The sequence below is a fragment of the Alloyangia pacifica genome (genome assembly GCF_900116195.1).
In the GTDB taxonomy this organism is placed as follows: domain Bacteria; phylum Pseudomonadota; class Alphaproteobacteria; order Rhodobacterales; family Rhodobacteraceae; genus Salipiger; species Salipiger pacificus.
Window position 1 is genome coordinate 22505 of the sequence record NZ_FOZW01000015.1, and the last position, 13043, is coordinate 35547.

At 65.1% G+C, this 13043-nt stretch carries 11 protein-coding genes; 10 read left to right on the forward strand and 1 reads right to left on the reverse strand.

Going from position 1 to position 13043, the window contains the following annotated elements; all coding sequences use genetic code 11:
- Window positions 1-9 precede the first annotated feature (9 nt).
- From BM397_RS24525 to BM397_RS24545, 5 genes are read left to right on the forward strand one after another with little or no spacing between them, the layout of a single operon-like run.
- A complete protein-coding gene (locus BM397_RS24525) occupies window positions 10-1233 on the forward strand; it encodes an ABC transporter substrate-binding protein (protein ID WP_245696231.1) in 1224 nt (407 codons plus the stop codon).
- A gap of 57 nt (window positions 1234-1290) precedes the next feature.
- Window positions 1291-2415, forward strand: coding sequence for an ABC transporter ATP-binding protein (locus tag BM397_RS24530; RefSeq protein ID WP_092430269.1), 1125 nt, complete (start codon window positions 1291-1293; stop codon window positions 2413-2415).
- Window positions 2416-2418: 3 nt separating this feature from the next.
- Window positions 2419-3045, forward strand: coding sequence for a dual specificity protein phosphatase family protein (locus BM397_RS24535; RefSeq protein WP_092430271.1), 627 nt, complete (start codon window positions 2419-2421; stop codon window positions 3043-3045).
- On the forward strand, window positions 3038-4606 hold the full coding sequence (locus BM397_RS24540) for a metallophosphoesterase family protein (protein WP_218124933.1): 1569 nt from the start codon (window positions 3038-3040) through the stop codon (window positions 4604-4606). The genes BM397_RS24535 and BM397_RS24540 overlap by 8 nt, the downstream gene beginning before the upstream one ends.
- 13 nt (window positions 4607-4619) lie before the next feature.
- The gene (locus BM397_RS24545) at window positions 4620-6284 is read left to right on the forward strand and encodes a Na/Pi cotransporter family protein (RefSeq protein ID WP_092430273.1); all 1665 of its coding nucleotides are present in this window, start codon (window positions 4620-4622) and stop codon (window positions 6282-6284) included.
- On the opposite strand, the gene BM397_RS24550 is transcribed toward BM397_RS24545, so the two are convergent.
- On the reverse strand, window positions 6285-7301 hold the full coding sequence (locus BM397_RS24550) for a LacI family DNA-binding transcriptional regulator (RefSeq protein WP_245696230.1): 1017 nt from the start codon (window positions 7299-7301) through the stop codon (window positions 6285-6287).
- Window positions 7302-7471: 170 nt separating this feature from the next.
- Between BM397_RS24550 and BM397_RS24555 the strand changes: the two genes are divergently transcribed.
- The 5 genes from BM397_RS24555 (at window position 7472) to BM397_RS30005 (ending at window position 12939) form a co-directional block, all read left to right on the forward strand.
- Window positions 7472-8485: an ABC transporter substrate-binding protein gene (locus tag BM397_RS24555; RefSeq protein ID WP_092430277.1), complete on the forward strand. Its 1014-nt coding sequence runs from the start codon at window positions 7472-7474 to the stop codon at window positions 8483-8485.
- A 60-nt stretch (window positions 8486-8545) separates the two neighbouring features.
- Window positions 8546-10747 carry an ABC transporter permease gene (locus tag BM397_RS24560; RefSeq protein ID WP_092430279.1) on the forward strand — a complete coding sequence of 734 codons (2202 nt, stop codon included), beginning with the start codon at window positions 8546-8548 and terminating at the stop codon, window positions 10745-10747.
- Window positions 10744-11811, forward strand: coding sequence for an ABC transporter ATP-binding protein (locus BM397_RS24565; RefSeq protein WP_092430281.1), 1068 nt, complete (start codon window positions 10744-10746; stop codon window positions 11809-11811). Before BM397_RS24560 ends, BM397_RS24565 begins: the two co-directional genes overlap by 4 nt.
- A 220-nt stretch (window positions 11812-12031) precedes the next feature.
- Window positions 12032-12553, forward strand: coding sequence for a LacI family DNA-binding transcriptional regulator (locus BM397_RS30000; RefSeq protein ID WP_092430283.1), 522 nt, complete (start codon window positions 12032-12034; stop codon window positions 12551-12553).
- Window positions 12554-12603: 50 nt separating this feature from the next.
- Entirely contained in the window at window positions 12604-12939 is a 336-nt protein-coding gene (locus tag BM397_RS30005; protein ID WP_369678443.1) for a substrate-binding domain-containing protein, read from the forward strand.
- The last annotated feature ends 104 nt before the right edge of the window (window positions 12940-13043 follow it).

Below are 13043 nucleotides of genomic sequence, written 5' to 3' on the forward strand. Positions count from 1 at the left end.
ACCGTGACTATGAGGACAATGATCCTTGCTGGAGCGCTGGCGGCACTGCCCGCCATTGCCCCGGCCCAGAACACTGGCAGCATGAGCATCAATGAGTGGAAAGAATGGGCGCAGCTTGGTGTCCACCAGCCCGAAACCGAGGACTGGGACGCGATCCGGGAGGCCGCCAAGGAGGAAGGTGCGCTGACCGTCTACGCCTCGTCTTCGTCGATTTCCGCCGTGGCGGAAGATTTCATGAAGCTCTACCCGGAGATCGAGGTCAGCGCATTCGATCTCGGCTCGGAGAAGACCATCGAGAAGCTGATGCGCGAGCATCAGGCGGAGCTCTACAACGTCGACGTGGTGACCACGGGCGGAGCGGCGCAGATGGTTTACGAGCTTCTGCCTCAGGACAGCATCGTCAATTATGTGCCGCGGTATCTGGCTGACGACATTCCCGAGGATTTGCAGCAGCCGTTGCTGACGCAAATGGTGGAAGCGACGGTGCTGTTCTACAATACGGAGACCTATCCCGACGGCCCGCCTATCTCGAATATCTGGGAGCTGACCGAGCCCGAATGGTCCAAACGCGTCGGCATGAAGAGCCCGCTCGGCTCGCTGACCACGCTGGCGCTGATCGCCAACCTCGTGGAGCATGGCGATGCATTCGACGCCGCCTATGAAAGCCACACTGGCAAGCCGCTGGAGTATTCCGACGGCATAGGCAACGGCGCCTACGAATTCTTCCACCGGCTCATCGGCAATGATCTCGTGATCTACAACTCGGGCTCGAAACTGGCCGCAGCCTCGGGTCTCTCCGGGCAGGAGGCACCGCCGATCACTTTCTCTTCGATGCACTACATCAACAAGAACGATAGCGACGGCTACAAGAATGGCATCCTTTACGACATCGAGCCGTCAGGGGTCTTTGCCTACTCGACCTACACCTCGATCGCCGGTCGGGCGCCGCATCCCAACGCGGCCAAGTTGTTCGTCGCGTTCCAGATGGGCTCTGACGAGCTAACCGCCGACACGACCATCCAGGGAGAGCTTCGCGAGGGCGAAAACCTCGAGTTGCTCGAGGGTATGGGCCCCTATTTCAAGGTTGGCACCTTCTCGCCGCGCAATGACGTGCCGACGCCCGAAGGTGCCGAGGTCTGGCCCAAGGTGAACAAGTTCTGGGGCACCCCCGCCTTCCAACGCGACAACGTCGCATTGGTCGCAGATTTCTGGGTCTACGAAACCAGCCAGTAAACCATCAGCCCGCGCGGAGCGCCCCTCCGCGCGGGAAACCGGGAGAGGGAGGATATCATGAGCGAAGTCAGTCTGAACGGCATCACCAAGTATTACGGCGGCTATCTTGCGCTGCCGGAAATGAACCTGAACATCGAGAAAGGACAGTTCGTCACCCTTCTCGGACCCTCCGGCTGCGGCAAGACCACGACCCTGCGCATCATAGCGGGGCTCGAGACGCCAAGTGCAGGCGCGCTGCACCTGTCGGAACGCTGCATGTTCTCCGACAAATCGCACGAGAACGTCCCGCCGGAAAAGCGCGGCCTCGGCTTCATATTCCAGAGCTACGCGCTCTGGCCCAACATGACCGTGGAACGCAACATCACGCTGGCTCTGCGACAGGCAAAGATGCCCCAGGCCGAGATCGCCGAGCGGCTGGCCCAGGCACTGAAGAAGGTGCAGCTCGAAGGGCTGCAGGACCGTTATCCTTCGGAGCTGTCTGGCGGCCAGCAGCAGCGCGTGGCGGTGGCACGGCTGATCGCGGCGCGAAACGGCATCCTGCTGATGGACGAGCCGCTGTCAAACCTCGACGCGGTGCTCCGCACCGAGATGCGCGCAGAACTCAAGCGCCTCTCGCGCGAGCTCAAGGCGACCACGGTCTACGTTACCCATGACCAGGTCGAGGCGCTCACCATGTCGGACATGATCGTGGTGATGAACGACGGGCGTATCCAGCAGGCAGGCACACCCTACGAGATCTATCACCACCCGGCGAACCTCTTCGTCGCCGAGTTCATCGGCGATCCCAAGGTCAACCTCTTTGACGCGACGGCAGAGCGCCGCGACGGCGGGCTGCGCATCTCGGGCGCGGGCTTCGGCTTCGAAATGGCGGCACATGGCTTCGGCGGCGGCGCGGTGCGTGTGGCGGTGCGCCCTGAGCACCTGCGCATCCACACCAGCCCCCGCGAAGGCGCGGTTGAAGCGCGCATCGACGTTGTCCAGCCCACAGGCTCGCAGACCATCGTCAGCCTAGACATGCCAGATCAGCGGGTCACAGCGCTGGTGGCGCAGTTCCGCGAGAGCTGGCCTCAGGAGCGGGTCTGGCTGGACTTCGACCCGGCGCATGCGATGGTTTTCGACGCCGCCAGCGGCGAGAACATTCTGCACCGGGCCGAGGCGCCCGCGAGCATCGCGGCGGAGTAAGGCATGAAGGACGAAGACCGCCGCGCACCGGTATACGAACGCCCCGCCCTCAGCCTCATCGCCGACAACATCGGCCCGCATGGCGCGACGCTCTACATCGGTGGCATGGAGGGGGCGCGCGACATGGACTTGCTGCGCGCCCATGACATTCGCATCCTGGTAAACTGCGCGGTAAACCTCGATTTTGACCTGGTGGACCGGGCGCTATTGGCGCCCGAGAACGGCAAGGTTGCAGCGGGTTACGGGGCGCTGCGCTATTACAAGATCGGGATGATCGACGGTGACGGCAACCCGTCGGCGATGATGCTGGCAGGGCTGCTTATCCTGCAGGGCGCGCTGCGGCAGACCATGCCCGCCCGCGCCACCTACCCGTTCGAGGATGGCGGCAACGTGCTGGTCAACTGCCGCGCCGGGCGCAGCCGGTCGGTGGCGCTGGTCTCGCTGCTTCTGCATGTCGAGGCGCCCGAGCGTTTCCCGACGCTCGACGACGCCGTCGCCCATGTGCGCGAGGCGCGTGCGCTGCGCCCCGATGAATGGTTCGAGACGCCCAAGCCGATGTTGCTCGATGCCGCACGAGAGGCTGCCGTCTGGGCCCGCGCCATCGCAAAGGGAGCCCCGCCCCTTGACTGAGCACCGCTTCGCCATCATCGCCGATGCACATTACCATCCCTTCGATTGCGATTACGGTGTGCGCGGACCGGACGGGCTCAGCCTGCGCAGTTGGGCCGACACCCGCGCCTCGACGCGGGTGTTCAACGAAAGCGCCGCTGCCTTCGAGGCGGCGCTCGACCGGATCGAGGCCATGGGCCTGCGCGACGTGGTGCTGCTTGGCGATTACAGCGACGACGGGCAGGAGCTTTGCGTTTCCGCTCTTCTTGAGCGGCTTGCGGCGCGACGCAACCTCCGGTTCTTCGCCCTGCCGGGAAACCACGATAGTTTCGGCCCGGGCGGGCGCGATCATGCCAAGGGATTTCTCGACGCCGCTGCCCGGCCCGTCACCGTGTCGAGCCGCAGCGGCGCGGGCGCGTATCACGACCCCCGGATGCGCTGTGCGGATCATGAGACCGGTGTGATGCGGATGGCGGCCCATGGCTTTGCCCCGCAGGCCGATGTGCTGCACTGGGAGACGCCCTTCGGTACCGATCCTACCCCTTCCGCACGGCGCTTCGACTGCCGGTCTCGGGATGGTGGCACCACGCTGCGGCTTTTCGATGCAAGCTATCTGGTGGAGCCGGTGCCCGGCCTGTGGTTCCTGATGATCGACGCCAATGTCTTCGAGCCGACCGGCCGCGGCGACGAGGTGATCGACAGCACAAACGCGGGTTGGAACGCCCTGCACCGGGTCAAGCCGCACCTGCTGCGCTGGATCGCAGGGGTATCGCTGCGCGCCGAGCGGCAGGGCAAGCGACTGCTGTGCTTCTCACACTATCCTGCGCTCGACCCTTACCGCGACGACGAATGTGCCGAGGAACGGCTTTTCGGTACGACCGCGACCGCCCTGCGCCGCCCACGGTGCGACATTGGCGAGGCGCTGTGCGCCGCCGGGATCGATGTGCATTTCAGCGGCCACCTGCATGTGCGCCGCCGCAGCACGCTGCACCACGCCAGCCGACAGCTCGTGAACATCGCAGTGCCCTCTCTGGTCGCCTGGCCGGCGGGCTTCTGCGTGGCGCGAACCTGCGCCGAAGGGCTGACGGTCGAAGATGTCAGCCTTTCCGATCTGCGCAATGACACTCGCATCCTCGGGGCCTATGGCCGGGAAGATCTCGAGTCCTCTGCCGGGGTGCGCGCTGCACAGGATTATGGCAGCTTTCTCAGGGCGCATGTGGATGCGCTGGTCCTGCATCGCTACCTGCCACGGGAATGGCCCGCCGAACGCGCCGCCGAGGTCACGGGAAGCCTTGATACGGCACTGGGGTTCGCCGGAGCCGCGCCCTCGGGGCAAGACTTGCCACTGCTCGAAGTCGTCGGCGACTGGTACCGGCTGCGTGCCGCTGGGGCCTTGGGCATGGCCGACCTGCACGCCGAGCGCCGGGCGCTGTACAAGGGGCTCGCCGCCCGCCTTCCCGAAACTGCGCAGGACCAGCGCGGCGCCTTCTGGGCGCTGTTCCTGCGCCGCCTGTCCGACTTCGTCCGCGATGCCGAAACCGAGGCCGGGCCATTCTACCAGCCTGTGCCTGCCCTGCCCTAAAGGAGCCCCGCGCATGTCCGAAACCGTCGTGCTGCTGAACCTCGGCGGGGCCGTGGCCCTGCTGTTGGTAGGGTTGTCGCAGATCCGTGTCGGGGTCGACCGCGCCGCCGGGGCGCGGCTTCGGCACTTCCTCGCGCTTAGCACACGCACCGGGCCGCGCGCGCTCCTATCGGGGCTGGGAGTGACGCTGGCGCTGCAAAGCTCGACCGCGACCGCGCTACTTGCCGCGTCCTTTACCGAGCGGGGTATCATGACGTCGCGCCAGGGGCAGGTGGCGATGCTCGGCGCGAATGTCGGCACGGCAATCACCGCATGGGTGGTGTCGCTGCACCTCGGATGGATCTCACCGTTGGCGATCCTTGTCGGGCATGCGGTCGGGCGCGGCAGCGGCGCGCGGCGCATCGGCTTTGGTCGGGCCATCGTCGGGGTCGGGTTGGTGCTGCTGTCGCTCGGGCTGCTCGATGCGGCCAGCACGCCGATCCGCGATTCCGAGGCGCTCAAGGTGCTGCTTGCCATGCTCTCGAGCGCGCCGGTCATCGCGCTGGCCTTCGCCGCGGTGATCGCGCTTCTGTCGGCGTCGAGCCTTGCCGCGGTGATGATGATCGCGTCACTGGCAGCAGCGGGGCAGCTGTCGCAGGAGCTGGTCATCCCCCTGGTGCTGGGCGCCAATGTCGGCGGGGCGTTGCCCGCCGTGATCGCCACGCTCGGCGCCGCGCCCTCGATGCGGCGACTGACGCTGGCCAATCTCGCGGTGCGTGGGCTTGGGGCGGTCGTGGCGCTTGCCGCGCTGCCGCTGCTCGACGTCGGCGCGCTTGCTGACCCGATCGCGGCGCATCTGGGTTTCAACCTGGCACTGTTGCTGGTCGGCTGGCCGCTGGCCGAGCCTATCGCCCGTGCCTTCGAGCACCTGCTGCCCGACGTGCCCACGCCACGCGAAGCCCCGCGATTTCTGGCCGAAGAAGAGCTGAGCACCCCCACCGTGGCGCTCGCCAGTGCCACCCGCGAGGTGCTTGCGGTTGGCGACGTCATCGAGCGGATGCTGGTCCAGATCCTGGCCTCGTTCCGCACTATGGACCTCGCGCCGCTGGCCGAGGTGCCGGCGCTCGAGGACCGCATCGACCGTACCCAGCAGGAGGTAAAGCTCTATGTGGCAAGGCTGCTGCGGCACGAGCTGAGCGACCGGCAGAGGCGCCGGGCCATCGCCGTTGTCGACTACGTCATCAACCTCGAACATGTGGGGGACATCGCGGAAAAGGGCCTCGCTTCCATGACCCGCAAGCGCGCCGAGGAGGGGCTGCGCTTTTCCGACGAGGGGTACCTGGAACTGATAGGGCTGTTTTCTATGACGCTGGACACGCTCAAGTCGGCGCAGACCGTCTTCGCGACAGAAGACCCCGGCCTTGCGCGCGAAATGATCGAGGGCAAGGTCGAGGTTCGCCGGCGCGAGCGACAGTCGGCCGAACGCCACCTCGCTCGCCTGCGCGCCGCGCAAAGCGAAAGCGTCGACACAAGCTCGCTGCATCTCGACATGCTGCGCGACCTCAAGCGGATCACGGCGCATCTCGCGTCTGTCGCGCATCCGATCATGGATGAACAGGGCCTGCTGGACGAAAGCCGCCTACGCCCTGACGCGCGCCCGGCGCCGCAGCTTGGCAGGAACGCCCGCGAAGGCGCCTGATCAGGACGGCGCGAGGCGCGGCAGCGTCTGGCGCCAGACCAGAGGCGCCTGAAGCTCGACGATCTCGCTGCGGGCGTGATCCTCGGTCGGTGCGGCGAGCCAGTCTATGGCGGCTTCGGCAATCTCGTCGATGGGCTGGGCGAAGGTGGTGAGCTGGTAGCTCTCCCAGCTGGCCTGCGGAATGTCGTCGTAGCCTATGCAAGAGACGTCCTCGGGAACGCGCAGCCCGAAGCGTTGGCGCGCCGCATCCATCACGCCGCAGGCCAGCAGGTCGGTCACGCAGAACACCCCGTCCGGCCGGTCGGGCCGCGAGAACAGCTGCGTGCCGATCTGCAAGCCGGTGGCATAGGAGGTCGCGCCCGAGATCAGTCGGCTTATTTCCACTCCCTGCGCCCGTGCGGCCCCTTCGAAGCCTTCGATCCGCCCGACAAGGCTTGGTGTTCCGGCATCCGAGGCGATAAGCGCAATACGCTTGCAGCCGGTGCTCAGCAGTGTGTTGAAGGCGGTCTCGCCCGCGGCCCGGTCGTTGAGCCGGATCTGCAATGTGCCGGGCTGCGCGTCGTCGCGGTTGATCAGCACCAGGCGCATTCCGTGGCGCAGGCACATCTCGGTCAGAGCCGTGTCAGGCATGCCCGACAGCACGACTGCCGCCTCGGTGCGATAGCTCGTCGCCTGACGCAAAGCATTGCGCACGCTTTCATCGGACCGCTCTGTGGCGATCAGGATCGGTGTTTTCCCGGCGGCTTGCAACGCCTGGGCCAACGCCGAGAGCAGCGCCGCGCGATAGGGCGTTTCGATCTCGGCAGCGATCAGGGCGACCAGCCCGCTTTGCGAACTGATCAGCCCCCGCGCAAGGTGATTGACCTGGTAGCCCAGCTGATCCGCTGCCGCCATCACCTTGCGCCGCGTCTCGGCCGAGACGCTGGCTCCGGGTGTAAAGCTGCGGGAAACAGCCGCTCGCGACACCCCGGCAAGGTCGGCCACCTGTTTGGCCGTTACCGCACCCTTGCGTTGCATCCTGCTGTTTGATGTCATCTTCCCTGCTCACGCTTGCACCGGCTTCTTACCGTAATACCCTAAAGATGCGCTCAATGAATAGCAGATTCATGGTTGACGAAGCGCACGCTGCCGCATCATTGTGTACACGTGTACATAGACCGGTCATGTTACGTCATTGGGAGGACATCATGAAACATACTTATCTGCTGGCCGGCCTTGCGGCTGGCCTGGCCCCAGGCATCGCCGCCGCGGACGAACTGAATCTGATCTGCTCGGCGGACATCGTCATTTGCGAACTGCTCGTCGAGCGCTTCGAGGAGGGCCACGACATCGACGTCAATATGGTACGCCTGTCGTCGGGCGAAGCCTATGCCAAGCTGCGCGCCGAAGCCCGCAACCCGCAGACCGATCTTTGGTGGGCGGGCTCGGGCGATCCACATCTGCAGGCCGCCAACGACAAGTTGACGCATCCCTATGAGAGCGCACGGCTTTCCGAACTGCACGATTGGGCCGTCACACAGGCTGAAAATGCAGAGTATCGCACCGTTGGCGTCTATTCCGGCGCGCTTGGCTGGGGCTACAATACCGAAATACTTGCCGCAAAGGGCATCGAGCCGCCGAAATGCTGGGCTGACCTGACCGATCCGTCTCTGAAAGGAGAGATCCAGATCGCCGATCCCAACAGCTCGGGCACCGCCTATACCGCGCTGGCCACGCTGGTGCAGCTGATGGGCGAGGACGAGGCCTTTGCCTACCTTGCCGAGCTTGGCGCCAACGTGTCGCAATATACCAAGTCCGGCTCCGCCCCGGTCAAGGCGGCTGCGCGCGGCGAAACCGGCATCGGCATCGTCTTCATGCACGACGCGGTGGCGCAGGCAGACGAAGGCTTCCCGATTGAGGTTGTCGCCCCCTGCGAGGGGACCGGCTACGAGGTCGGTTCGATGTCGATCATCGACGGGGCGTATAATCTCGAGGCCGCGAAGACCTTCTATGACTGGGCGCTCTCGGCCGAGGCCCAAAACCTGATGCCTGAGGCGCGCTCGTTTCAGCTGCCGTCGAACCGCGCGGCGGTAGCGTCGGAGAAGGCCCCCGCGCTCGAGGACATCAAGCTCATCGACTACGATTTCGCCGAATACGGCAAGACCGATGTGCGTCAGCGCCTGCTGGACCGCTGGAGCAAGGAAATCGGCGCCGCCTTCTAAGGCCGCACCGGACGGGCGGCCCCGCGCCGCCCGTCGCATCGACGCGTTCGGGAGGGGACCATGAACAGCGCAAACCGCTCTATCGACATCGCCCTGCTGCTTGGGTTTGCCGGGCTCTTGCTCGTTCCGTGGTACCACATCCGGTCGGGGTTTTTCGGGTTCGACTGGATCGGGGACATGCTATCCGATCCGCGTCTCTGGCCGGGGCTCGGCCAGATCGCCGACGGCCGGCTACAGCTCCTGCCGGTATTGCTGCTTCTGGGTTTTGCGCTCTGGCTGCGGCGCAGTGCGCCGGGGCCGGCGCGAGGGCGTTTACTTCTGGTGCTGGGCGCGGCAGGGCTGGGCTGGATGATCGCCGAAGGCTTTGCCATCGGGCTACGCGGCTGGTCGCTGCCGCTCGAGCCGCTGCTCGGCGCGATCGAGGGCCAACCCGCCTTCGGTGCGGGCGCGGTATTGGCACTGCTGAGCTTTTCCGGACTCTTCGCCTTCGGCCTCGCCGAGCGCGGTGCTCTACGCGGGGATGGCTTCGTGTTGGGGGCCATCGTGCTGCTGGTGCTTTTGGTTTCTGCCTTCGTCGCCTACCCCATCCTGGCCATGTTCGCAGGTGCCTTCCAGGATTTCCGCGGGAATTTCACGACCGACGGTATTGCCGCCAACATCCTTGATCCTGCCATTTGGAGTCTTGGCTGCCTGTCGGGCGGCGGTTGCGGTGTTGCCTGGCGCACGTTGTTCCTGGCCCTCTGCACGGCGACCGGGTCGACTCTCCTCGGGCTGGTCTTCGCGCTGGCTGCCACCCGCACCGCCATGCCCTTCAAGAAGGGGCTGCGGTTGCTTACCGTTCTGCCGATCATCACCCCGCCCTTTGTCATCGGTCTCGCTCTGACCATGGTCATGGGGCGCGCGGGCTTTGTCACCGAATTGCTCGAAAGCCTCACCGGTCAGGAACTCGGACGCTGGATCTATGGCCTGCCGGGCATCTGGATCGCGCAGGTCCTGAGCTTTACCCCCATATCGTTCCTCGTCTTGATCGGCGTCGTCGAGGGCGTGAGCCCGTCTATGGAAGAAGCCAGCCAGACCCTGCGCGCGAACCGCTGGCGCACCTTCCGCCGCGTGTCGCTGCCGCTGATGGCGCCGGGACTGGCCAATGCCTTTCTCATCGGTTTCATCGAATCCATGGCAGACTTCGGCAACCCGCTTATCCTCGGCGGCAATGGCGGTGTGCTCTCGACCGAGATCTTCTTCGCCGTGGTCGGCGCCCAGCACGACCCGTCGCGGGCGGCGGTGCTCGCGATCATTCTGCTGTGCTTCACCCTCTCGGCCTTTCTCGCGCAGCGGTTCTGGCTGGCGGGGCGCAACTTCGCCACCGTCTCGGGCAAGGGCGACGGAGGACGGCACGCAGAACTGCCTTTGGTGCTCGGCGGGCTCGTTGTCGGTATCGCTGTGCTGTGGTCGCTGTTCACCCTCTTCATCTACGGCATGATCCTCTTCGGCGGTTTCGCGAAGGTCTGGGGGCTCGACCACACTCTGACCCTGGAACACTACGCCCGTGCCTTCTCGGTCAGTCTCGAGCACGGCTTTACCGGCGTCGCATGGAACAGTTTCTGGACAACCATGGGCATCGCGCTGGCAGCTGCGCCGCTGACGGCCGCGGTGGGCCTGCTCACCGCCTGGCTCATCGTGCGGCAACGCTTCCCAGGAAAGTCTGTCTTTGAGTTCTCGCTGATGATGAGCTTCGCCATTCCCGGCACGGTGATCGGCATCAGCTATGTCATGGCCTACAACCTGCCGCCGCTGCAGATGACCGGATCGGCGCTGATCCTGATCTTCTGCTTCGTCTTCCGCAACATGCCGGTGGGCGTGCGCGGCGGGGTCGCGGCCATGAGCCAGATCGACAGCAGTCTCGACGAGGCGTCGCTGACGCTCGGCGCCAACTCGGCGCGGACCTTGCGGCGGGTGATCCTTCCGCTCCTGAAACCGGCGATCCTCGCAGCTCTGGTCTACAGCTTCGTGCGCGCGATCACGTCGATCTCGGCCGTGATCTTCCTGGTCAGCGCGAAATACAACATGGCAACGGCCTATATCGTCGGCCTCGTCGAAAACGGCGAATACGGCATCGCCATCGCCTACAGCTCGGCGCTGATCCTTGTGATGATCACCGTCATTGGCGGCTTCCAGCTATTGATAGGAGAGCGCCGCCTACGGCGCAGGGCGGAAGACGGGCGCAAGGTCCACAACATTGAGGCACGGGAGATTTCCGCATGACCCACCAGACAGAAAAGCGCGGCGCGGTGTCGTTCCGCGGTATTCGCAAGAGCTTCGGCGCCTTCACCGCGATCCCCGACCTAAATCTCGAAATCGCTCCCGGAGAGCTGGTCACCCTGCTCGGCCCATCGGGCTGCGGCAAGACCACGACGCTGCGCATGCTGGCCGGGCTCGAGACCCCGAGCGCCGGGCAAATCCTGATCGGAGGTAAGGACGTGACCCACCTGCCCCCGAACCGGCGCGACGTGGCGATGGTGTTTCAATCCTATGCGCTCTTCCCGCATATGAGCGTGCTCGACAACGTTGCCTACGGGCTGGAATCGGGCGGCCTCAAACGGGGCGAGGCGCGAGAGCTGGCCGACAGGGGTCTTGCGCTGGTCGGACTCGAGGCGATGGGCCACCGTCTGCCCGCCGAGCTCTCGGGCGGGCAGCAGCAACGCGTGGCGGTGGCGCGGGCGCTCGTGCTCGAACCGCAGGTGTTGCTGCTCGATGAGCCGCTTTCGAACCTCGACGCACGGCTGCGTCGCCGGGTCCGAACCGAGATCCGCGAGCTGCAACAGCGGCTCGGCTTCACCGCCGTCTACGTCACCCACGACCAGGACGAAGCTCTGGCAGTGTCCGACCGGGTGGTGGTGATGCGCGAAGGGATCATCGAGCAATCCGGCACCCCCCGCACGCTCTACGAAGAGCCCTCCTCCGAATTCATCGCGGATTTCATCGGCGAGGCGAACGTAGTGCCCTGCACCGTCGATGCCGTCGCAGCCGGGCGCGCGCAAGTCACCCTCGGGCGGCTGTCACTTGATCTGCCCGCACGGACGGCGCAGATCGGGCCGGCCAAGCTGTCGGTTCGAGCTCGGGCAATCCGCCTTGTCCCGGTCGACGCGGGAGAGGAAACCGGCCGGGTGCGGAGCATGTCCTATCTTGGCGACCATCTCGAATACGAGATCGACAGCGATATCGGGGCGCTCTTTGCCATAAGCACCGATCATGCCGAGCCTCTCACGCCGGGTCAGCCGGTCCAGTTGAGTTTCGAGCAGGGTGGTGCCGTCCTTATCGGGGGCTGAACCGTTTAGACAGGGCGGCCGGAGCTTGAAAGTGGCGGCCGGCCGCCTGCCATGGCGCAGCGTTCAAACAGTGCCGTCTGTCGAACTCTTCACCCTGCCTTGTAGCGCTTCGCGATGACCGAGCTGCCAGCGCTCGTCAGCACGACGGTCACGATCAGCAGCAGGAAGGCCAGCGCAGTGAGCATGACATTCGCTTAAATTTCTCATCCCCGAGGCTCTGATGCCCCGAAATGCGCGGGGACAAGGATTGCAACGAATCACGAATAAGGCGCTGGCCAAGGCCGCACGTGTTAGTGTTTCGACCGTCGACCGCATCATGACAGGGCGGTCGCCCGTCAAACGGGCCACAGTCGAACACGTCCTGGAAATCGCGGAAGAGGTCTCCTTTCATGGGGGCGGTGTAATCCGCAGCCGGCTGCGCACCGAGGCAGCCCATTGCCGGATCGAGCTCTTGCTACACGCAAGGACTCGACGCACCTTCCTCGACATGGCTGATCGTGCGCAGGCCATTGCGGAAAGCAGCCACGACGTTCAGGCCCGGGTCATCACGCATCATCTCACCCACCCTGAACCCGAGGCCACAGTGGCTGCCCTCGTGGATCTGGCGCAGCGATGTGATCGCCTGTCACTGCATCGACCATCCGTAGGTTCATGCCGCGATAGAGGTTCTCAACCGCAGGGGCGTCCCGGTGCTGCCGGTAATTTCGGGCCTCGGTTGCCCTGCGGCGCCCGGCCTGGTTGAAAGCAACGAAATAGAACTAGGTCGGACTGCTGCTTGGTTCATGTGCCGGCTTGGGGGGTCCCGAGGGCAGCATCGGGTTGGTCAACGGCGGGACCCTCTTTCGCAATCAGTGGGCGGAGGAAGACGGCTTCCGTAGCTTCCTCAAGGAAAAAGGCAGCCGATTGTCCGTCCTGCCTGCCTTGTCCAGCGGGGAGTGCGACATCGGAGCCGCGCGGGCAGTCAGCACTTTGTTGGGCAAGGCTGGCAGCCGACTTCGTGGCGTATTTGTCATTGGAGGAGGCCTGGAAGGCGCAGTCAACGCCCTTCGCGATGCGCGCCGCCCAGATATCCTTGTCGTGGGTAATGAGCTGACGTCTGCGACCCGGGCGATGCTCAAGGCAGGATAGGTCCACGTAATCCTTGAACACCCCGGTCTCGAGATCATGGACGGGGCCATAACGGTCATCGCGGAGTGGGCCACCGGCGCGGGCGAGACCCTGGCGAGGAAGCG

Bases quoted from the DNA above. Each gene is read 5' to 3' on its own strand.
- BM397_RS30000 (WP_092430283.1), top strand. From the start codon at position 12,032: ATGCCCCGAAATGCGCGGGGACAAGGATTGCAACGAATCACGAATAAG.
- BM397_RS24565 (WP_092430281.1), top strand. From the start codon at position 10,744: ATGACCCACCAGACAGAAAAGCGCGGCGCGGTGTCGTTCCGCGGTATT.
- BM397_RS24535 (WP_092430271.1), top strand. From the start codon at position 2,419: ATGAAGGACGAAGACCGCCGCGCACCGGTATACGAACGCCCCGCCCTC.
- BM397_RS24525 (WP_245696231.1), top strand. From the start codon at position 10: ATGAGGACAATGATCCTTGCTGGAGCGCTGGCGGCACTGCCCGCCATT.
- BM397_RS24530 (WP_092430269.1), top strand. From the start codon at position 1,291: ATGAGCGAAGTCAGTCTGAACGGCATCACCAAGTATTACGGCGGCTAT.
- BM397_RS24550 (WP_245696230.1), bottom strand. From the start codon at position 7,301: ATGCAACGCAAGGGTGCGGTAACGGCCAAACAGGTGGCCGACCTTGCC.
- BM397_RS24555 (WP_092430277.1), top strand. From the start codon at position 7,472: ATGAAACATACTTATCTGCTGGCCGGCCTTGCGGCTGGCCTGGCCCCA.
- BM397_RS24545 (WP_092430273.1), top strand. From the start codon at position 4,620: ATGTCCGAAACCGTCGTGCTGCTGAACCTCGGCGGGGCCGTGGCCCTG.
- BM397_RS24560 (WP_092430279.1), top strand. From the start codon at position 8,546: ATGAACAGCGCAAACCGCTCTATCGACATCGCCCTGCTGCTTGGGTTT.